The 19,965-nt window shown below is 43.6% G+C and carries 19 protein-coding genes; 12 read left to right on the forward strand and 7 right to left on the reverse strand.

All coding sequences use genetic code 11. The features are described 5' to 3' along the window. Nucleotides 1-282 precede the first annotated feature (282 nt). From AB6E54_RS09420 to AB6E54_RS09440, 5 genes are all read left to right on the forward strand, one after another. Nucleotides 283-1,089, forward strand: coding sequence for a substrate-binding domain-containing protein (locus AB6E54_RS09420; RefSeq protein WP_017068185.1), 807 nt, complete (start codon nucleotides 283-285; stop codon nucleotides 1,087-1,089). A gap of 210 nt (nucleotides 1,090-1,299) precedes the next feature. Beyond that, nucleotides 1,300-1,998 (forward strand): ABC transporter permease, encoded by a 699-nt coding sequence (locus AB6E54_RS09425; RefSeq protein ID WP_017059610.1) that lies wholly within the window; start codon nucleotides 1,300-1,302, stop codon nucleotides 1,996-1,998. Between the two features lie 10 nt (nucleotides 1,999-2,008). Continuing rightward, nucleotides 2,009-2,728: an energy-coupling factor ABC transporter ATP-binding protein gene (locus AB6E54_RS09430; protein WP_102333334.1), complete on the forward strand. Its 720-nt coding sequence runs from the start codon at nucleotides 2,009-2,011 to the stop codon at nucleotides 2,726-2,728. Next, nucleotides 2,706-3,290 carry a molybdenum cofactor guanylyltransferase MobA gene (mobA, locus tag AB6E54_RS09435; RefSeq protein ID WP_004733776.1) on the forward strand — a complete coding sequence of 195 codons (585 nt, stop codon included), beginning with the start codon at nucleotides 2,706-2,708 and terminating at the stop codon, nucleotides 3,288-3,290. Before AB6E54_RS09430 ends, mobA begins: the two co-directional genes overlap by 23 nt. After that, nucleotides 3,290-5,107, forward strand: a complete 1,818-nt coding sequence (locus AB6E54_RS09440) for a bifunctional molybdopterin-guanine dinucleotide biosynthesis adaptor protein MobB/molybdopterin molybdotransferase MoeA (protein WP_372106283.1) — start codon at nucleotides 3,290-3,292, stop codon at nucleotides 5,105-5,107. The genes mobA and AB6E54_RS09440 overlap by 1 nt, the downstream gene beginning before the upstream one ends. A gap of 120 nt (nucleotides 5,108-5,227) precedes the next feature. Here AB6E54_RS09440 and AB6E54_RS09445 read toward each other — a convergent pair whose 3' ends face one another. Next, on the reverse strand, nucleotides 5,228-7,423 hold the full coding sequence (locus AB6E54_RS09445; protein WP_372106282.1) for a diguanylate cyclase: 2,196 nt from the start codon (nucleotides 7,421-7,423) through the stop codon (nucleotides 5,228-5,230). A gap of 180 nt (nucleotides 7,424-7,603) precedes the next feature. Between AB6E54_RS09445 and AB6E54_RS09450 the strand changes: the two genes are divergently transcribed. After that, nucleotides 7,604-7,870 carry a DUF2960 family protein gene (locus tag AB6E54_RS09450; RefSeq protein WP_017063882.1) on the forward strand — a complete coding sequence of 89 codons (267 nt, stop codon included), beginning with the start codon at nucleotides 7,604-7,606 and terminating at the stop codon, nucleotides 7,868-7,870. A gap of 188 nt (nucleotides 7,871-8,058) precedes the next feature. Here AB6E54_RS09450 and nagK read toward each other — a convergent pair whose 3' ends face one another. Together nagK and AB6E54_RS09460 are read right to left on the reverse strand one after the other, a co-directional pair. Further along, nucleotides 8,059-8,967, reverse strand: a complete 909-nt coding sequence (gene nagK, locus AB6E54_RS09455) for an N-acetylglucosamine kinase (RefSeq protein ID WP_004733781.1) — start codon at nucleotides 8,965-8,967, stop codon at nucleotides 8,059-8,061. A 163-nt stretch (nucleotides 8,968-9,130) separates the two neighbouring features. Next, the gene (locus AB6E54_RS09460; RefSeq protein ID WP_017080483.1) at nucleotides 9,131-9,877 is read right to left on the reverse strand and encodes a tRNA-uridine aminocarboxypropyltransferase; all 747 of its coding nucleotides are present in this window, start codon (nucleotides 9,875-9,877) and stop codon (nucleotides 9,131-9,133) included. A gap of 68 nt (nucleotides 9,878-9,945) precedes the next feature. Between AB6E54_RS09460 and AB6E54_RS09465 the strand changes: the two genes are divergently transcribed. Next, the gene (locus tag AB6E54_RS09465) at nucleotides 9,946-10,749 is read left to right on the forward strand and encodes a sterol desaturase family protein (RefSeq protein ID WP_065584420.1); all 804 of its coding nucleotides are present in this window, start codon (nucleotides 9,946-9,948) and stop codon (nucleotides 10,747-10,749) included. A gap of 206 nt (nucleotides 10,750-10,955) precedes the next feature. Here the strand turns inward: AB6E54_RS09465 and AB6E54_RS09470 are convergent, their stop codons facing one another. Then, the gene (locus AB6E54_RS09470; protein ID WP_372106281.1) at nucleotides 10,956-13,001 is read right to left on the reverse strand and encodes a methyl-accepting chemotaxis protein; all 2,046 of its coding nucleotides are present in this window, start codon (nucleotides 12,999-13,001) and stop codon (nucleotides 10,956-10,958) included. Nucleotides 13,002-13,105: 104 nt separating this feature from the next. Here AB6E54_RS09470 and AB6E54_RS09475 point away from each other — a divergent pair, with 104 nt between their 5' ends. After that, on the forward strand, nucleotides 13,106-13,591 hold the full coding sequence (locus AB6E54_RS09475) for a C40 family peptidase (RefSeq protein ID WP_017059602.1): 486 nt from the start codon (nucleotides 13,106-13,108) through the stop codon (nucleotides 13,589-13,591). 107 nt (nucleotides 13,592-13,698) lie between these two features. Here AB6E54_RS09475 and AB6E54_RS09480 read toward each other — a convergent pair whose 3' ends face one another. Further along, nucleotides 13,699-14,043: a DUF3802 family protein gene (locus AB6E54_RS09480; protein ID WP_010440912.1), complete on the reverse strand. Its 345-nt coding sequence runs from the start codon at nucleotides 14,041-14,043 to the stop codon at nucleotides 13,699-13,701. A 585-nt stretch (nucleotides 14,044-14,628) separates the two neighbouring features. Between AB6E54_RS09480 and AB6E54_RS09485 the strand changes: the two genes are divergently transcribed. Both AB6E54_RS09485 and AB6E54_RS09490 read left to right on the forward strand, forming a co-directional pair. Continuing rightward, nucleotides 14,629-15,495: a fructosamine kinase family protein gene (locus AB6E54_RS09485; protein ID WP_372106280.1), complete on the forward strand. Its 867-nt coding sequence runs from the start codon at nucleotides 14,629-14,631 to the stop codon at nucleotides 15,493-15,495. Between the two features lie 63 nt (nucleotides 15,496-15,558). Continuing rightward, on the forward strand, nucleotides 15,559-15,762 hold the full coding sequence (locus AB6E54_RS09490; protein ID WP_004733789.1) for a CPXCG motif-containing cysteine-rich protein: 204 nt from the start codon (nucleotides 15,559-15,561) through the stop codon (nucleotides 15,760-15,762). Nucleotides 15,763-15,930: 168 nt separating this feature from the next. Here the strand turns inward: AB6E54_RS09490 and AB6E54_RS09495 are convergent, their stop codons facing one another. Then, the gene (locus AB6E54_RS09495) at nucleotides 15,931-16,539 is read right to left on the reverse strand and encodes a riboflavin synthase (protein WP_017065861.1); all 609 of its coding nucleotides are present in this window, start codon (nucleotides 16,537-16,539) and stop codon (nucleotides 15,931-15,933) included. Nucleotides 16,540-16,992: 453 nt separating this feature from the next. On the opposite strand from AB6E54_RS09495, the gene AB6E54_RS09500 reads away from it, so the two are divergent. Further along, nucleotides 16,993-18,363 (forward strand): MATE family efflux transporter, encoded by a 1,371-nt coding sequence (locus tag AB6E54_RS09500; RefSeq protein ID WP_372106279.1) that lies wholly within the window; start codon nucleotides 16,993-16,995, stop codon nucleotides 18,361-18,363. A 101-nt stretch (nucleotides 18,364-18,464) separates the two neighbouring features. On the opposite strand, the gene AB6E54_RS09505 is transcribed toward AB6E54_RS09500, so the two are convergent. Further along, complete coding sequence (locus tag AB6E54_RS09505; RefSeq protein WP_372106309.1) at nucleotides 18,465-19,307, reverse strand: DNA ligase; 843 nt, start codon at nucleotides 19,305-19,307, stop codon at nucleotides 18,465-18,467. 311 nt (nucleotides 19,308-19,618) lie between these two features. Between AB6E54_RS09505 and AB6E54_RS09510 the strand changes: the two genes are divergently transcribed. Further along, entirely contained in the window at nucleotides 19,619-19,948 is a 330-nt protein-coding gene (locus AB6E54_RS09510) for an STAS domain-containing protein (protein ID WP_102333326.1), read from the forward strand. Nucleotides 19,949-19,965 lie beyond the last annotated feature (17 nt).

Raw genomic sequence — 19,965 nt, forward strand, 5'->3', positions numbered from 1 at the left:
AGTTGGGACAGAGTGTACCAATTAACCTTTTCTCCAACAGGGACAATGTGCGACATTTTGTCCTAGCTCATGTTTTGATTCATTTTAACGGGGTAAAAGACTCAGTTTTGTCCGAAATAACAGCAATTTAATGAAATCTGATGCATTATTTGTTGGCATTAAGATTGCTTATAAGGTGTAGATTTCTAATTACAACAATTAGCGTCTTATGCACATGCCCTCTTTGAGCCCTTTAAAATTGAAGGCATGTCATTCATTTATAACAGAATGGACATAATAATAATGAAAGCAATTCCCCTAACTATTGCAGCTCTATCTATCGTCAGTTACACGGCTAGCAGCGCGGAAGACACCACTCATATTAAGTTGGCGACAACCACAAGTACTTATCACTCTGGTCTACTGGACTACTTATTGCCTGAGTTCGAAAAAGATTCTGGTATCAAGGTTGATGTTCTAGCTGCGGGTACCGGTAAATCACTTCGCATGGGCGAAAATGGTGATGTTGATTTGGTAATGACTCACGCACCAAAAGCTGAAGCGAATTTCGTAGAAAAAGGCTACGGCGTTTTACCTCGTAAGCTGATGTACAACGACTTTGTGATTGTGGGCCCTCAAAGTGACCCAGCAAAAATTGAATCTCAAAAAGCTGTAGCTGATGTATTCAAAGCAATCGCAACCAACAACGCGACGTTTGTGTCTCGTGGTGACGATTCAGGCACGCACAAGAAAGAGATGGGCATTTGGGCACAGACCAAAATGGAACCAAACTTTGGTGGCTACCGCAGTGTTGGTCAAGGCATGGGCCCTACTCTGAACATGGCGTCTGAAATGCAAGGCTACACCATGACAGACCGTGGCACATGGTTGGCTTACCAAAACAAACTGGATCTTAAAATCCTTTTCCAAGGTGACAAGAACCTATTCAACCCTTACCAAGTAATCCTTGTTAACCCAGAGCGCTACCCAAGCATTAACTACCAAGCAGCGAAAGTATTCAGTGATTGGTTGGTGAACCCTAAAGGTCAGAAACTGATTAACGACTTTAAACTGCATGGCAAACAGCTGTTTGTAGCGAGCGCAGAGTAGTTTTTCGTCAGCGTAGATTCGTTTATAACAAGCTGAGAATGGTTTGTTGTAAGTACTAATTCCAATTAGCACTACGCTTAACTAACCAGTTAACTGAAGCATTTAAAGAAACAATAGCTGGCCAATATAGGCTCAATAATATTGTGTCAGCTATGATTAACATCAGTCATTAACGATAAAGACCTATTATCGATTCACACGAGATACTTCATGACCCTATGGCAAACAACGATTGATGCAATGAACCTACTAGTGAGTTTTGACCACGAATTGTGGAAAATCGTCGCGGTATCTTTCAGCGTATCTTTGTCCGCCATCTCATTAGTGATTATTCCTGCAATCATCATGGCTTTCTTATTGGCTTATACCGAGTTCCCCGGGAAGTGGGCATTATTATCGGTGATCAACACCCTGCAAGCTATCCCAACCGTGGTTATCGGTTTGTTGATGTACATGATGCTCTCTCGCTCTGGCCCGTTAGGTGATTGGGAATTACTGTTCACCCAAAAGGCGATGATTCTAGGTCAGATGCTGATCTGTTTCCCAATCCTAGTCGCGATGATGCACGGCGCTCTGCAGGCCAGTGACCGCCGAGCGGTTGAAACGGCGCGCACGCTTGGCGTATCAACGACTCGTGTGGCGTGTACGTTAATTTGGGAAACGCGCTTCCCTCTTTTAGCTGCAACTATCGCTGCCTTCTCTCGTATCGTCACTGAGGTTGGTTGTTCAATGATGGTCGGTGGCAACATTATGGGGATGACAAGAAACATCCCAACAGCTATCGCTATGGAAAGCCACAAAGGCGCATTCGCTCAAGGCGTCGCCCTCGGTATGGTGTTATTAGCATTGGCATTAGCCCTTAACTTTTTCCTTTCCAGTGTGAGAGGAAAAGGCTATTTAAGAACTTAGGAACGCTGTCATGAGTATAAAAATAACAACGCAGCAAATTTCAATGCGCTACAAAGAGCGTGTTTTGTTCCATATTCCCGAATTGTCGATCGGCCCCAACGATGCCATTTATCTCAAAGGAGATAATGGTGTGGGTAAAACGACCCTACTTAAAATATTGTCTGGATTGATTCAGCCCAGCTCTGGCCGCATTCAGTCTCCGACACCAAGCTGGCAGCAGATCTTATTCCCTAGGCTCAAGTTCAAAGACATTATCTACCTGCATCAAACCCCCTATCTTTTTGATGGTTCGGTGTACCAAAATGTCGCTTATGGCATTCGCTTTAACAAAGAGAGCCAAAAAGATAAGCGAGCTCAAATAATTAATGCATTGAGAATGGTAGGTTTAGAAACCTTGGCAGATGAACACATTTCTGTGTTGTCTGGTGGTGAGCGTCAACGCGTTGCAATGGCACGAGCTTGGATTCTTAAGCCGTCAATCTTGCTTATGGATGAACCAAGTGCTTCTTTAGACAAAGAATCTATTGAAAGATTGGTGATTATGGCCGAAGATCTTCTTCAGAGAGGCGCGAGTTTAGTCATCACCAGTCACCAAACTAACGCGTTAACCGATTTATGTAAGAAGCAGTGGTGGATCAAAGACAATACTTTGACCGAATCCCCGCTTCTGCAAGTTATTCAGAAAGATAAAGCACAAGAGAATATTTATGCTGCTTCCAACGCAAACTAGTTGGGTTATTTTGGCTGGCGGACAGGCCAGCCGCATGGGTGGAAAAGATAAAGGACTTGTTGAGCTCAACGGTTCTCCGCTTATTCAATACGTTATAAACAAGCTGTCACAGCAAGATGTCAGCATCACTATCAATGCCAACCGTAACTTAGACAGTTACCAAGCATTTGCTCCGGTTGTTTCCGATTCCTTCCCTGACTATCCAGGTCCATTGGGCGGCATTCATGCTGGCCTTAAAAACGCGAGTACAGACTGGGTCGGCTTTGTCCCTTGCGACAGCCCACAAATCAGTGACGACCTTGTTGAGCGTTTTTGTTCTGCAGTTAAAGAAGACAGCGACATTCTTGTCGCGCATGATGGCGAATTTAAGCAACCTGTATTCACCCTATTCCACAAACGTGTTCTACCAAAGTTAGAAGCGTTTTTGGAACGTGGTGATCGTAAAATCATCTTGCTATACAAAGAGTGTGTTACCGAATACGTTGATTTCAGCGATTCTCCTAACTGCTTTGTTAATCTCAACACGCCAGAAGAACTCACCCAATTCGGAACGCTTCAATAATGAAAGATTCTAAACAACGCCCTAACCTTCCTTTATTGGGCTTTGCTGCTTATAGCGGTACAGGCAAAACGACCGTACTTGAAGCCCTGCTTCCTCTGTTGACTGATGCGGGTTTAAAAGTTGGCGTGTTAAAACATGCTCACCACGATTTTGATGTCGATAAGCCGGGTAAAGACAGTTACCGCTTACGTAAAGCGGGCGCGAACCAAATGTTGATTGCTTCTCGTAATCGTCACGTGATGATGACAGAAACACCAGAAGCCGAAGCAGATTTTTATTACCTGCTGACTCGATTTGATACCAACACGCTTGATCTGATTTTGGTTGAAGGCTGTAAGAACATCGCCTTCCCTAAAATTGAACTGCACCGAGATGAAGTGGGCAAACCTTGGTTATATCCAAACGATAACAACATTATTGCTATCGCGGCAGACAGCCAAGTGGAATCCGAACTGCCACAAATGGCGATCAGTGACTTAGAAGCGATTCGTGATTTCATTATTGAATATGCTCAGTCGTTTGACGGTTCCTCGAAAATAAGCGAAACCGTTTCTTGTTCGTCTTCAAAAGACAACACGCCCGCAGTGTGTTGTGATTCGTTCTCTCCTGCTGGTTTAACCGTTACTCAAGGCCAACAAAAGATTGTTGATAGCATTGACGCGCTTGATCTCACAGAGAGTGTTGAACTATTGCAGGGCTACGGTCGTGTTTTGGCTGAAGATATAATCTCGCCAATCAATGTGCCTCAAAACACCAACTCAGCAATGGACGGCTACGCAATTCGTAGTGAAGATTTAGAGCTGGATAGTTACCAACTGGTTGCTGAAGTTATGGCTGGTCACAGCTACGAGCAAACTGTTCAACAAGGTGAAGCCGTTAAGATCATGACGGGTGCACCAATGCCTGAAGGCGTTGATGTTGTTGTGATGCGCGAGCAAGCCGTCCAAGATGGCGAGAAGGTTAGCTTCCCAGGTGCGAAAATCTCAATTGGACAAAATGTCCGTATGGCGGGTGAAGATTTAGAAATCGGCCAACCTGTCTTTACTCGTGGTACACGCATCGAAGCACCTGAAATGGGCATGATGGCGTCGTTAGGTTTTGGTACCTGCCCTGTCCTGCGTAAAGTTAAAGTGGGTGTGTTCTCGACGGGTGATGAAGTTCAAGCACCGGGCAGCGAGCAAAAACCAAACTCTATCTATGACTCAAATCGTTTTACTATTATCGGCATGCTTCAAAAGCTTGGCTGTGACATCGTAGATTACGGCATCATTGAAGATGATGAGCAGAAGATGATGGACGTGCTGCATTCAGCGTCGCTTGAAACCGACATGGTTCTGACTTCTGGTGGCGTGTCTGTTGGTGATGCTGACTACATCAAACTCGCGTTAGATAAGTTGGGTGAGATTAACTTCTGGCGTATCAACATGCGTCCAGGTCGCCCTCTTGCTTACGGCAAAATTGAAGACAAACCTTTCTTCGGTTTACCTGGCAACCCAGTAGCCGTGATGGTGTCATTCATTAACTTTGTAGAACCCGCGATCCGCAAGCTACAAGGTCAAACGAACTGGACGCCAGTGAAAGCAAATGCCGTAGCGACTGAACAACTGCGTTCACGCCAAGGTCGTACTGAGTTTAGCCGTGGTGTGTTCTCGATGAATGAATTGGGTGTGCTTGAAGTGAAAACGACGGGCAAGCAAGGTTCAGGTATCCTGCGTTCAATGAGCGAAGCGAACTGCTTAATTGAAATCTCGCCAGCGGTTGATACCGTGAAAGTTGGTGAAACGGTAACGATCATTCCGCTACAAGGTCGCGTTTGATTTAGCACGACCTCGATTTACCATAGCTTCTCAATATACAAAAGAAGCCCGCTTATATTCGATATAAGCGGGCTTCTTTTTTGTTCGTACAGAGAAAGCTAGAGTGATATGCCGATTAGTTTAAACGACCGTGGGCTTATCTAACGGACAATTGGATAAGTCGCAGTTATTCAGATAGCAGTCGATAAGATTATAATTGTTACGACCACCTTCTTTCACTCGATACAGTTGCTTGTCTGCGATGTCACAAATCATCTTGAAGTTGCTATCCACGTTGTCGCTAACAAGCTCAACGTTTACCCCGCCGATTGATAAGGTAAGTTGCTTGGCTCTGATCGCTTTAGGACTGACTAACGCCAACTCATACAATGCATTTCTAAGAGTAACGACTTTCTTTTCGATATCTTCGCTACTTTGACCAAAGCAGATTGCCATAAACTCGTCCCCGCCATATCGGAACAAGTAATCGTTCTTGGCCGAGAATGTACTTCTCAGCAAACGACTAAGAATACGAAGCGCTTCATCACCTTGTAAGTGACCATGAAAATCGTTGTAGGCTTTGTACTCATCAATATCAATCATCAATACTGCAAGTGACCGTTTTTGCGTATAAGCATTACGAATCAACACAGGTGTAATTTTGTCGAGTTGATAGCGATTCGATAAACCCGTTAATGGGTCTGTCGTGCTCAATACCTCAAGCGTTTGATTGGCACTCTCTAAGCGCTGTCTTTGCTTTTGATTCTCAAGCGAGACAGCAATGAAACTCGCCAAATGCTCGATTAACTGACAATGGTGTTGTTGGTATTGGTTGGGTAAATGATGCTGTATGGACAACAGCCCTATCACTCTTTCATTGAGAATGATCGGCGTCAGAATGATGGAGTTGGTGTCTGGTTTGTCTTTAACCACCACTAAGTCGTCATCTTTACGTGAGGCCTTGTCAACATAAGGCTCTAGCGCATCATCGGTGACGCTGTTCAAATGCACTGTTGCTCGTTTACGAATTACATAAGTACCGACGGTTTGGTTATCTTGGCAAGTGACTTTGAGGTTTTGTACCAAGCCTTGAGTATCGACAAAGTATTGGTAGTCGAGTATGTCGGACTCGTCGTCATACAGCGCAATACCAAATTCGAACGTCGGCAGAATCGTGTTTATCTTACTGAGGATTTCAGGAAGCACGCTATACAGATCAGGAGCGGTAGCAATGAACTGACCGATATCGGTAATCGCGCCCATGTACTTTTGCATTTGGGTAAACACTTCGTGCTGTTGTTTGTCTCTTAGAGTGTCCACGCTTTGTAGAATACGGTTGCTTTGTTTGCGTTCGTAAGCCTTGAGGTATTTTTCCGAAAGCTCGATATGTTCCGTTTGCAGTGATGCAAGGCCATTACAATCTTGTTGAAGGTGAAAGATTTTCGCCTTGGTCTTCGCGTAAATACTATAGAAGTGGTAACTGTTTTTGAGCTCAAAGTTCTGCTCAAGGAAAAGACATCTTTCTTGGGCTTGTTCAAGCTCCCCTATTTCCACCAAATATTGAAACCAACACACCAAGTTTTCCATTCGATTATGGTCGTCGTTGATTTTCAGGAAATATTGTTCCGCTTGATAAAACACATCAAGCACGTCACTTGGAGCAAAACAGCCCTGTTGAACCCTACCTTGCTGAACCATAGTTTGAGCTAGGTATCCGTGACACAGTGCGAACGTTCTATTACTTGAGAGTGACTCGGCTATCTTCTTCGCTTCAGCGATTGCTCGAATCGCTTGGTCAAATTCTCCGGTATACGCACAACCATAAGCGAGGTTAAGGTGGCTCACTGCACAATCTAGCTGGCGGTTAGCATTCTGAGATGACGTTACCGCTTTACGTGCATACTGTTTTGCTTCTTCGAACTTTCCTAAGCTCAAATGCATGTCACTCAGGTTGCAATAGATGAGCGCTCGAATATTGTCATCAACAAGATGTAAGTTCTCTAACGTCTTTGCATAACACGCATAAGCCGATTGGTATTCACCACAATCGTTATAAACCGACGCCAATAGACCGTTGACGAAAACAGTGAGTTGAACTTCTTCTGGTTGGGTTGCATTTAAGCAGGTTTTATAATGTTCGACAGCATCAAGTAGATTGTCTTGGCGATCACTTTTGTACGCCTTCAGAAAAAGCGCAATAGACTCTGGGAACGGTTGATTATGGTCACGGCATATCTTTCTTACTCGCGCATCAACTTCTTCTAATCCTTTGATTCCAGGATAGTTTTGAATTCGAGTGATGATTCCCATAATCTGAGGGTAAAGCGTGTTGATCATAAATTAGATTTAAGCCGATCAAACATATAAATTGTGATTAGTGTACCATAAAATATTTTTGCGACTTACTGCTCGCTTTATTGATATCGCTAATATTTCAAGATTTTTTATCATAACCTTGAGCCACGTACGCTTTTTATGTAGAGTGCGCGCAAAGTAATAATTCTATTGGAGAGCACCATGGCTCGTACCATTCTGTACACTTACAAAGACGAAGACAAAGAGTTACTGTTTTCAAAACAAGAACACCGCACGATCCAAGAAGCTGTTGCTGCAGCTGAAGGCATCGATATCTCTGAGTATCTAAAAACTGAGCAACAGCTTGAGTTGATTTCTGATACTAAAGCGGTTCGCAACTACCAAGACAACTACTTCCGCAAGCTTGGCTTTACTAAGCTTACGTTGAAGCAAAAAGACAATCTTGGTGTTGGTAAAAAGAAGAAGTAAGCCCTCTTGGCTCTTTTCTTGATATGTCGTTTCTAGCTTTTCGTTTGTAGTTAACAGCTAACAGCTAACAGCTAACAGCTAAAGAAAGCACCGAACAATAAAAAATGCCGCAACCTCTTTTGAGATTGCGGCATTTTTATTTATGCTTTTAACTATCTAACCTTAATTAGCTTAACGGTAAGTAATGATTACTTAATGTTAAGGAATGCTGCGCCACGAACGCCACCTGAATCACCGTGCTTCGCTTTGATGATCTTTGGACATTTCGCTACAGACAATAGGTATTTAGGAACACGCTTTGGCATCTCTTCGTAGATAAGTTCGAAGTTTGAAAGTCCACCACCTAGTGCTACAACATGCGGGTCAAGTGCAGTAAATAGGTTTGCGAAACAGATAGCCAATAGTTCCATGAAACGGTCAACGTGCTCAGCTGCTTTTGCTTCGCCTTCGTTGTACGCTTGGATGATTTCAATCGCTTTCTTTTTCTCACCGAAGTAGTGCTCATAAATCAGTTCAAAGCCGCGACCAGATAGGTAGCTGTCTAAACAACCTTTCTTGCCACAACCACAGCCTAGTAACGGTGCGTTGTCGCCAAGGTGGAACCATGCATCAATAGGAAGACGCATATGGCCGAGCTCGCCAGCAACGTGGTTACGTCCTGAAAATACTTTGCCATCAAAAACCAAACCACCACCAAAACCAGTACCTAGAATTAGGCCAGCTACTGATGGTTCATCTTTCAATTCATCATCCCACGCTTCAGACAGCGCAAAACAGTTCGCATCGTTCTCGATTTTAACACTACGACCAATCAGCGCTTCTAAGTCTTTGCGTAATGGCTTACCTGTTGAAGCCGGTACGTTAACAACAAGCATAGTGCCGTCGTCCGCATCTTCCATGCCTGGAAGACCAAGGCCAATTTTGCCTTCGCAAGAGAATTCGCTATCGTATTTTTTTACCAAACCGGCAATCGTATCAAGTAGCAGTTGATAATCTTCAGTAGGCGTTGGTACGCGTTCGGTTGCTACTCGCTCAAGTTTTTCATTGAACGCACCAAACTCAATTTTTGTGCCGCCAACATCAAAGCCGTAATACATGAAATCTCTCCAATTTTTCCCTAAATTCGGGCAAATAAAATTTTTAAATTAAACAACTAGGAAGCATTATCCATAACACTCCCCCTACAAACCGTGATAGATAACAAACTTATCTCGTGTTCGAATCTGTTTGAACAACAAGTCAGCACAAAGCGGTTAAAGGTTAGAGTGACGTCTCACTTTTAGTATGCTCTATGAAAGCATTCAGGCTTGGTTTGGTTGGATCGGACTTATAACGCGTCTTACTCAACATGTAGCTTTCACGAAATGCTTCAAACCATAGCTGTAAAGTCTTAGCGCCCTGTTCTTCACCGGCTTGTTTCAAAACTAAGCTCGCTACTTCGGCCGTTGATAGATGTTGTTCGTTGTCTGACTTACGCATCATGTATTGAGAAACCGATTCCGGCTCAATCGACAACACCGGTAAATCTTGCAGATACTCTGAGCGACGGAAGATACGTCGTGCTTCGCGCCAACTGCCATCAATGAAAATCAGCAATAGTGTTTTGTTTGGGTCACGCATTTGTGGCAGATCTTGAACTACGCGCGTTTTGTCGTCGGTATAGTCTTCAGGGAATACGATCACAGGTTGGTATTTGTCATCTTTGAGGACATCCAACATCTCTTGATTTGGCTCAGTACGATGCCAAAGGTAGGCGTAACTGTCTTTAACCGTATCAACAATCAAACGGCCGGTATTACTTGGCTTTAAGATTTCGTTGTCTGACAAGATCAACATAGTCGCGACGTTCGTATCAACGTTAGGTTGATGCTCACAGATACAGCTGTCTTGTTTGATTTTGCAGAATTCACATCGCACGACTTTACACCCGCGCGCATTAAACGGTTTGGTAGCAATGGATAAACGATGTTGATATAAACGGTGAAAAGCGTGGATTCTCATGGACAATAACGATAACTCTAGAAAAGTGGCACGATTGTACTTACAGTGTCCTTAGAATGATAGAAGGAATTCCCATGCAAGACCCATCACTGCTTCGCCTTGTTTGTTTTATTGTCGTTTTTGGATTGTGTGCGCTTTGGGAATACCGTTTTCCGCGTAAAACACTGACTCAAAACAAGTGGTTTCGTTGGGGAAACAACTTTGCGCTGGTCGCTTTGAACAGCTTTCTATTAGCCACTCTGATTCCTATTGCAGCATTCCAAGCGGCGGTCATTGCGCAAGAAAACCAATGGGGTCTGTTCAATACCCTGTCACTTCCGAAAGAACTCACCATTCTGGTCTGCGTATTACTGTTAGATTGCGCCATTTACCTGCAGCACTTGGTGTTTCATCGTGTTCCTTGGTTGTGGAAGCTACATCGAGTTCACCATGCGGACCTAGATATTGATGTCACAACCGGAACGCGCTTTCACCCTATTGAGATGATTCTTTCAATGCTCATCAAAGTGAGTTTGGTGATCGCACTTGGTGTGCCTGTCATTGCGGTCGTGATATTTGAAATTGTTCTTAATGCAAGTGCGATGTTTAACCACAGTAATGCACGTCTTCCGCTATGGTTCGATAAACGATTGAGAAAAGTGATTGTGACACCAGACATGCACCGCGTTCATCACTCAGTCATTGTTAAGGAAACGCACTCAAACTTTGGCTTCTTTTTATCAGTGTGGGACATCTGGTTTAAGACTTACCGCGCCCAACCCAAGCTTGGTCATGACAAGGTGCATATTGGTGTTCCCGAGATTCAAGATGGTAAAGAGCAACGGCTAGATTTAATGTTACGTCAGCCATTTGCACGATTCCCGACAACGAAAGATTAAGTTCGAATTCAGTTGAGTCTCAAGCTTATATTGAGACCAACCTTAGCTTAATACCAAAGTTATCTTAATCCGAAAACAAAACGCCCTTAGATTCTTGTGAGAACTTAAGGGCGCTTCTGTATCGATAGTCGTTATAAGCGTAGTTAATGATTAAGTACTGCTAGTGCTTAAACTCTTTCGCACACTAGCTTAACTATCACGCTCGTCTATTTCAGCACGTACTTATGAAGCATGGCTTGTTGGTGCCCTGCTATCTCTCCGACTTGCTCTGAACTCTCGATCATAGATTCAAGTTGCAGCTTAGTATTCTCGCCCTGCTCAGATACTCGAGTGATTGAATGGGTAACATCGACAGTTGCACGAGCTTGTTCTTCGGTAGCCACCATGATTTGCTCAACACGCCCTTTGATCTGGCTAACCGCAAATTCGATTTTCTCGAAGGCTTGTCTTACATCGCCACTGGTTTCCAGTGCATTGGCCATCTCACTTCTCGATTCCGTTACAGAAGCACGTGAGCGATCTGCTGCCGCTACTAGTTCGTTCATCATGCTACGAATATTGGTGGTTTGCTGGGATGTGCCGCTCGCCAATTTACGCACTTCGTCTGCAACTACCGCAAAACCTCGACCTTGTTCACCTGCTCGCGCCGCTTCTATCGCAGCGTTCAGTGCCAATAAGTTGGTGTTTTCAGCGATACCACTGATCATGTCGACCATTTCACGAATCTGTTTCACTCGACCATCCAAGTCAGCCATCGACTCTTCACTCATGCTAAGAGAGTGCTCAAGCGCTTGTAATCGTTGTTGGTTAAGGCCAACCACTTGGCTGCCATTCACTGACTCATCTTCTGCTATTTGAGCATCGTCGTTCGATGCGTTAGAGATACGAGCAATCTCACCAATCGATGCTTCCAGCTCCGTAATGGTGGTGATCATATTCTGAAGTGATTCGTTCTGCTCGTTCAAGCTCGAATTGGTTTGCTCTGCAGCGTCGTGGCTTACTTCTGCCGTTTGATAAAGCGTCTCACAGTTGCGCGTTACTAAACGAACCGAATCTGCGGTTGAATCAACGACCGTATTGAGTTTTGAAGTAATAACTTGCAGCTCTAGCGGCCCCAGTAATTCACTCTGTTTAGAGAAGTCATGATCTGCCAGTGAACTCAACTGTTGAGTTATGTTTTTAAGCCCTTTATTCATCCAACGGCGTAACACGAACCATGAAATCACAATGATTACGGCAATCACTAGCCCGCTGATAAACAACACACGATCAATATTGGTAATGGTTTGATTTACAACCAGTTCACTTTCATCAATCAGGTGGGAAGCGGTGGAAGACAGCTGACTCAATGTGCTAATGACGGTGTTCGCTAAGTTAATGACTTGCGTTAAGTTTTGCTCTTGCTGCTGAACCAGTTCGAGTTTCAAGAGGATCTGTTTGATCACGCCTTCTTCGGTAAAGCCTTCTTTCACCATCTCGTAAGGCGCCGTCAAGCTCGCGAACTCAACGATGTCTGGATGCCAATCGGCAAAATCGCTGTAAGCCAAGTTAAGGCCTGCGATTCGGTTTCTCAATTGACGGTATTCGTCTTGTGCTTTATCAATGTCAGGTTGCATCATCAACATCAAGAAGGTGTTCGCCATAGCAGACGCACTGGATGTGAATCGGTTCGCTGCATCGCTCGCTTCTGGGTTGTCTTCAACCAAGAATGAGCTGATTCGATTCATTTCTGGTCCGATAGATCCAACGCCATAACGGAACTCGCCCATTTTACTGTCGATCAGATTTTGCTTACTTTGAATTTCGATCTGTGCCAGCAGTACCGTGTTGGTCATGGTTTGCAGTTGCGCCATGTCATCGACAAGGTTTTGTTGTTGCTCTAAAGAGATTGCATCAGGAAAAGATTGGGAGATAAAAAGGAGTTCCTCTAGCGTGGTATTGCTCTCTGTAGCGAGTTGGTCAATTGAGCCCCTTGTGGCATTCAGTGTATCTAAGTCGGTTGATTGGGTGCTGTAAGTGAGAAGTTTTACTTGTTCTAATACGCTTTGCGTTAATTCGGCGTTATGTAGAGCAAGGGGTAATGCTTGTTCCGAGAGTGCATCAAAATGTCCCCCGACCCGTTCAACGCCCCGAATGCTAACCATTGATAAAAAAGTAACAAGTAAAAGAATGGAAATAAATACAGCAGTGACGGTTTGAATGAGCGAGAATGTATAACGTGAGGGTTTTATTGATAAATTTGTGTCGGGCATGTGAAATCCAGTTTGACTACGAAAAGAGATATCCTTAAGTTAGGTCGTATACTAGAAGTCCTTGATGACGTTTTTATTTCAGTTTTTTGTCAGAAGAGTTACATATGAAAATCAGAAAAATGGCCGTAGTTACAATAACTTTAGCAACATTGGCTGCTTGTAGCTCGTCACCTTCGCCTTCTCAGCTTAGTCAAACCGCACAGAAACCCCTATCAAAGTCAGAACAATTGACTACAAACGCTTATATGAGCGTGTATGAACAGTGGAAAGGCGTGCCATACCATTTCGGTGGGACCTCATTTCGAGGTATAGATTGCTCTGCTTTTGTTCAAATCGCCGTGCAAAATGCGACTCAACAAGCTCTACCAAGAACCACAAAAGACCAGAGTAAAAAGGGAAAAGAAATTGCGTATGGGCAGGCAACAAGCGGTGACTTGGTGTTTTTCAAGACTTCGATGACGGTGCGACATGTAGGCGTTTATTTAGGAAACAACCAATTTCTACATGCCTCGACATCGAAAGGTGTCATTATTTCTAGGTTAGATAACCCTTACTGGGCATCCAAGTTTTGGCACTTTAGGCGTTTATAGCGGTTCGAAAGATAAACCGCTGAGCGAGGTAACTCTAGAAAGATACGACTTAAACGCCCGTTGTTATTATGCTGATTAATTACGACGATAAATGAGCAAACAAACCGTTAATCGTATTTAGCAACAGCAGTATCAAACAGGTTCTTGACTAACGCGATGTACTCATCGAGGAATACAATTTGTTCGTTAGTCGCTTTCTTAGCCCACACACCCGCTAATACTTCACCAAGATCCGCTACTACGGCATCTGCTTCTTTCAAAAGTTGAAAACGAACGCTCGAATGCAACTCTGGGTTTTGCTCGAAAATAGCCATGATGTTTGTTGAAATCATGTCGGTAACAATGTCTTCGACACTTTCGTTTCCAGTATCACCATTACTATTGGTAAACACATCAAGGTTGAATGATAGGTGCTCGATTAAAGCCAAATAGCCATCGGTTTCTACAACCACAATAATTCTCCGTTTTAAGCTCTAGAGCAGATTAATACGTACTTGCCTAATACTATGTAAATGAAGCTATTTGTCATCACTTTATTGCCCAAAACTACATTTAAATGATCCTAGTTAGTATTTCAGCTTAAAATTAAATCGATATAGCTTTATGTGGTATACCTGCCTACTTACGACATAAGTAAATTCACGCTAAAGAAGTGTAAGACAAACTTTGAAGCAAAGTATTGCGCCAGTTAACAATAGCCCTTTCAACTTACTCTAAAAGCTCATTTGATTTAGTCGCTAGACAATAACAAGCTCAAACCTCTTTTCCAGTTTGTGGCGTTCAAAACCGTTTCGATTGTGAGACCAGTTCCAAACTATTTCATCACGTCAGGTTTTCAATTTATGTTTGTATTTCAAAGAGCTTGAATCAGTTCGAGTTCACAATTCGGCCAATTGATTCTACGTAAGATGAAGAAGAGCTAAGAACATTGACGAGTGCGTCTATAAATTGTTCAGATTTATCCTAAACTATTGCTATTAAACAAACAGTATTTCTAACCTTCAATCTTTTTAACTTTCAGTCTTTGAGGATTTCCTATGTGGCAGGCCATTTCTCAACAACTTTCAGATACTCTTCTATTTAACTTTCAGATTACTGAACGTGCCAAGGTTTCTGGTGGCGACATTAACGATTGCTATATGATCAGCGATGGTAATGAGCGTTACTTTGTGAAAGTGAATCAGCGAGAATTTTTACCTAAGTTTGAAATTGAAGCTGAGAACTTACGCTTGTTAAGAGAAACCTCCACTGTTTACGTTCCTGAGTTGGTGCTTATTGGCAAAACCAAAGAGTGCTCGTTCATTATTCTGAATTACTTGCCGACCAAACCGCTCGAGACGGGCAACAATAGCTTCGATTTCGGCGTTCAGCTTGCGCGGCTTCATCAATGGGGCGAGCAAAAAGAGTTTGGTTGCGACCAAGACAACTATATCGGCAGCACACTTCAACCCAACCCTTGGCATAAGAAATGGGGTCGCTTTTTCTCTGAGCAACGCATTGGTTTCCAACTGCAACTGCTCAAAGAGAAAGGCATCGAGTTTGGTGATATCGATGACATCGTTGATGTGGTGAATATGCGTCTTGCTGGCCACAACCCTCGCCCTTCTTTGCTTCATGGGGATCTTTGGAATGGCAATGTTGCTAACTCTGCGTTTGGCCCAATTTGCTACGACCCTGCTTGTTACTGGGGGGACCATGAGTGTGATTTGGCGTTAACTGAATTGTTTGAAGGTTTCCCTAAAGAGTTTTATGAAGGTTACCAGAGCGTCAATCCACTCGACGTTGGCTATACTGATCGGAAAGACATTTACAACTTGTACCATCTTCTTAACCACTGCAATCAATTTGGCGGCGAATATTTAGCACACACTGAAGCATGCATTCAGAAGATACAGGCCGTTTAATACCAATTACAGCTGTTTATAACCGAATACGATTGGTATCAGTTACAGTGAGGAGAATTTGCCATGCATAAATACACAGAGAAACATGTCTCCTGCCCCCACTGTGGGCATGCCATCAGCATAACGCTTGATGCTTCTAATGGGAGCCAAGATTTTTATGACGATTGCCCAGCATGTTGCAATGCCATTCACCTCGACATGCAGGTAGATGAGGTAAGAGACAGGATTAATCTCTCGATTGATGCAGACGACGAACAAGTCTTCTAACACCTACTCTCTTGTCGAGTTGGCTCTACACCTCGATTTTGAGGCTAGCCTAGAAAAACGCAGAGACACACAAATAGAAAAAGAGCACTCAATTTGCTCTTTTTTAATGTCTGCGACTCTTACTTAGTCAGCGTTTTTTAGGCAAATGCTGTTGATAAACCGCTACTACTATTTTTGGTTTGCTAGTACGCGTTCAACAGTATCAACAATCGCTTGTGTTTGAGGATCAAACTCAATGTTTACTTGGTCGCCTACTTCACGGCCGCCAAACAGAGTACGATTCAGTGTTTCTGGGATCAGGTGAACAGAGAAACGGTTCTCTTCCACTTCACCAATCGTCAATGAACAACCATCAACGCCGATGTAACCCTTACTCAACACATACTTCATTGATTCTTGAGGCAGCTCAAACCAAAGCGTACGGTTGTTTTCTGTTTTAATCACATCGACTAGGTTAGCCATCAGAGTAATGTGGCCAGACATGCTATGCCCGCCAATTTCGTCACCAAACTTTGCTGCACGCTCAACATTCACTTTGTCACCAACATTCAGTTGGCCTAAGTTCGTCAATCGCAATGTCGCTTGCATTAAATCAAAAGCAATCTGGTTACCTGAAATTTCCGTTACCGTTAAGCAACAACCGTTATGAGCTACTGAAGCACCAATGGCTAATCCTTCAACCATTTCATCGCTTAGCTCAATGGTATGAGTTTGAAACGACTCTTTTTTGTTGATAGCAACCAGTGTTGCCATGCCTTGAACGATACCTGTAAACATAAGATTCCTATTTAGTATTCTAGGGCGTGTTGACCTTTCGCGGTTAAATTTTGTTCGGATGGGGACGCCTAGTCAAAAACGTTTTAATCGCGGCGAGGGGGAAGTAGCCTAGCATCCTAAGCAAATCTCCCTCAACAAAGAGTAAAACGCTTTTTGCGGGGGCGCCCAGCTCGAACCCTTCGGGCAGCGTTTGCTGGTCATTTTTACTACGTTATCGGCTTCTCATGTAGGCTAGCTACACATCAAAGCCTCTGCCTTGTATAAAGGCCCAGCAACTCGCTGCAAAAATCAGCTCGAAAGATCAACACGCCCTAATAACAGTTTTTCATAGCAGTTATTGTGACATTTCTTTATGATTCGTCCAGTGGAAGCTTAAGATCATTGTCTCTGATTCCTTCAGAATGTCCTTTCCTACACTATTATTCTAATTTTCCCTCTTATTTGGAGTTGTTTGTGCATCGTTACAAAGAAGAATCCTCGAATCTAATCAAACTTGCGACCCCAGTATTGATCGCATCCGTTGCACAAACTGGAATGGGTTTTGTTGATACCGTAATGGCCGGTGGCGTAAGTGCTATCGATATGGCGGCGGTTTCGATTGCAGCAAGTATCTGGCTACCATCAATCCTATTTGGTGTTGGTCTATTGATGGCGTTGGTTCCTGTCGTTGCACAACTGAATGGTTCTGGTCGACAAGTAAAAATTCCATTCGAAATTCAACAAGGCGCATTTTTAGCGCTCGTCATCTCCCTTCCAATCATTGGTGTGCTTTTTCAAACACAATTGATATTGGAGTGGATGGACATTGAACAACTCATGGCGGAAAAGACCATCGGCTATATGAATGCGGTGATGTTTGCTGTACCTGCGTTTTTGTTGTTCCAAACATTGCGAAGCTTTACCGATGGTATGTCTTTAACCAAGCCTGCGATGGTGATTGGTTTTATTGGCTTGCTATTAAACATCCCGCTGAACTGGATGTTCGTATACGGAAAACTTGGTGCTCCTGCTCTGGGTGGTGTTGGCTGTGGCGTTGCAACGGCTATCGTATATTGGGTGATGTTTACACTACTGTTCGCTTACGTTTTAACATCAAAGCGTTTGGCGAAAATCAACATCTTCGGTACGTTCCATAAACCGCAACTTAAAGCTCAAATTCGTCTGTTTAGACTTGGTTTCCCTGTGGCGGCCGCTATCTTCTTCGAGGTAACTCTGTTTGCGGTGGTTTCTCTGTTAGTTGCACCATTGGGTTCATTGATTGTTGCCGCGCACCAAGTCGCGATCAACTTCTCTTCGCTGGTCTTCATGATTCCAATGAGTATCGGTGCAGCCGTGAGTATTCGTGTTGGGCATAAATTGGGCGAAAACAACACCGAAGGCGCTAAGATCGCGACACACGTAGGTATCATTGTTGGTTTAGTGACAGCCTTAATGACAGCGGCGTTAACTGTCCTGTTCAGAGAACAGGTTGCATTACTTTACACAGAGAACACTGCGGTAATTACCGTTGCAATGCAGTTGCTGTTGTTCGCGGCGGTTTATCAATGTACTGACGCCATCCAAGTTATCGCTGCGGGTGCTCTGCGTGGCTACAAAGACATGCGTTCAATCTTCAACATCACCTTTGTGGCTTACTGGTTGCTTGGTCTTCCTATCGGTTACATCTTGGGTATGAAAGATTGGATTGTTGACCCTATGGGTGCGCACGGCTTCTGGATTGGTTTCATCGTCGGTCTAACGTCAGCCGCGATTATGCTGGGTATGCGTCTACACTGGATGCACAAGCAGGACGATGACGTTCAGTTAGAATTTAGTTCTCGCTAGATTCGTACTCGCTAAGTCGGTCTATCTGATTTCGAATAAAAAAAAGAGCTCTGATTTTCAGGGCTCTTTTTCGTTTAATGGTCAGGTAGATCGTATCTGCCTTAATATTCACTCTTCTCTCGAACAAAGCGCGCAAACTTGGGTTTTCCGTTTTGAGTAAAACCATTGTAGCGAAAGGTAATACGGCTGCCGATCTCTGGCGGTACAAGTCTCATTTGGTCAGTGAACCCGCTACCTATATAAAATTCCACACCCTCTTCTGTGTGAACCAAGATTGAACCCATCATCCCTTTATACTTCCCTGTCCCACCCTTGTAGCCAATAACTGTGGCTTCGGCATCATGATGCCTTTTCAGTTTTAACAAATCATTACTTCGGCCTGCTTGATAACGACTGGTGATTTTTCTAAGCATCAAACCTTCGCCATTACGCTCATCGACATTATCAAGTTGATGAAACAAAGCCTCTTCACTGTGAATTGGTACATGTTCTATGTAGCTGACATGAGATTCTCCAATCACGCTTACCCAATGCAAAATGTTGTAATAGCGCTTTTGATAATCTCCCGCAGCGCCGGGCATATCAAACAGCATGAAATCGATTTGGCGCCATGCTGTGTCACTCGGCGTATGGTCGAGAACGGTAGATTGAACAAGGTGGAACTTGCCCCTTCCTGCCCACAACTCTCCTTCGAGATGGACCTTAGGCAAGTTTTCAGTAAACCACTTGGGTGAGTAAATGCGATTACCATTGCGTGTATAAAGATGTTGTCCGTCCCAAAGAGCCCGAATCCCATCAAGCTTTTCACTCTTCCAGTATTCAGAAACATCAATGCCTTGTTGGTATGTATTGGCCAGTACCAAATGGTCGGGAGGTAAATAGGATGAATGAGAAGAGAGCGAACACGCCCATAGAGTTGCTATCGCCAATTTAGTTAATCTCATCATCTGCTCCGTATTGATATCTGTAGTGGTCAACAAACGCCTTTAATCCTAAGCGTTCTGACACGTAGGTAGACAACCTTTGCTAGAAGATGCGATCCACTCATCAACCTTATCTAACCTTTTCATTTATTCATTAAATTAATGACCTATAACTCTCATATATTCCGCCGTTTTTAGTTCTCATATTGAGAAACGTCTTTTCTCAATTTGAGATAGGAATTCGTACTAAACATAACTTATTGAAAAATAACAACATAAAAGTTGGCACATTCAGTGCAGTTGTCCATACATACTTAAAAGGAGATATCGCTATGGAACTACGTAAGATTGATTTAAACACAACGACACTGATACTTTCTATTTTCGGTGATCTGGATGCAGCAGGCAGTCGTGATGCACAAACCGACATCGATGATGTGATTTCTAACGATGGCCACCCTGAAATCGAAGTTGATTTTAGCCAAGTTGAGTTTTTAGATTCATCTGGGGTTGGCGCAATTGTTTATATGTTCAAACGTCTGACTGAACGCGAGCGCAATATGCGACTTGAAAATGTGACGGGGCAACCGCTTGAAATTATGAGCTTGCTGCGTATTGGCCACGCTATCCCAGTAAATTCAAAAAATCCTGCAAATTCATGAAGACCCACTAAGCTAGA

Origin of the sequence: Vibrio sp. 10N.247.311.49, from assembly GCF_041467655.1 — a bacterium.
Lineage (GTDB): Bacteria > Pseudomonadota > Gammaproteobacteria > Enterobacterales > Vibrionaceae > Vibrio > Vibrio crassostreae_C.

Coding starts and splice junctions, on each gene's coding strand:
- AB6E54_RS09485 (WP_372106280.1), top strand. CDS start 14,629: ATGTGGCAGGCCATTTCTCAACAACTTTCAGATACTCTTCTATTTAAC.
- AB6E54_RS09440 (WP_372106283.1), top strand. CDS start 3,290: ATGAAAGATTCTAAACAACGCCCTAACCTTCCTTTATTGGGCTTTGCT.
- AB6E54_RS09505 (WP_372106309.1), bottom strand. CDS start 19,307: ATGAGATTAACTAAATTGGCGATAGCAACTCTATGGGCGTGTTCGCTC.
- AB6E54_RS09420 (WP_017068185.1), top strand. CDS start 283: ATGAAAGCAATTCCCCTAACTATTGCAGCTCTATCTATCGTCAGTTAC.
- AB6E54_RS09495 (WP_017065861.1), bottom strand. CDS start 16,539: ATGTTTACAGGTATCGTTCAAGGCATGGCAACACTGGTTGCTATCAAC.
- AB6E54_RS09475 (WP_017059602.1), top strand. CDS start 13,106: ATGAAAATCAGAAAAATGGCCGTAGTTACAATAACTTTAGCAACATTG.
- AB6E54_RS09470 (WP_372106281.1), bottom strand. CDS start 13,001: ATGCCCGACACAAATTTATCAATAAAACCCTCACGTTATACATTCTCG.
- AB6E54_RS09465 (WP_065584420.1), top strand. CDS start 9,946: ATGCAAGACCCATCACTGCTTCGCCTTGTTTGTTTTATTGTCGTTTTT.
- AB6E54_RS09430 (WP_102333334.1), top strand. CDS start 2,009: ATGAGTATAAAAATAACAACGCAGCAAATTTCAATGCGCTACAAAGAG.
- AB6E54_RS09445 (WP_372106282.1), bottom strand. CDS start 7,423: ATGATCAACACGCTTTACCCTCAGATTATGGGAATCATCACTCGAATT.
- AB6E54_RS09510 (WP_102333326.1), top strand. CDS start 19,619: ATGGAACTACGTAAGATTGATTTAAACACAACGACACTGATACTTTCT.
- AB6E54_RS09490 (WP_004733789.1), top strand. CDS start 15,559: ATGCATAAATACACAGAGAAACATGTCTCCTGCCCCCACTGTGGGCAT.
- AB6E54_RS09450 (WP_017063882.1), top strand. CDS start 7,604: ATGGCTCGTACCATTCTGTACACTTACAAAGACGAAGACAAAGAGTTA.
- mobA (WP_004733776.1), top strand. CDS start 2,706: ATGCTGCTTCCAACGCAAACTAGTTGGGTTATTTTGGCTGGCGGACAG.
- AB6E54_RS09425 (WP_017059610.1), top strand. CDS start 1,300: ATGACCCTATGGCAAACAACGATTGATGCAATGAACCTACTAGTGAGT.
- nagK (WP_004733781.1), bottom strand. CDS start 8,967: ATGTATTACGGCTTTGATGTTGGCGGCACAAAAATTGAGTTTGGTGCG.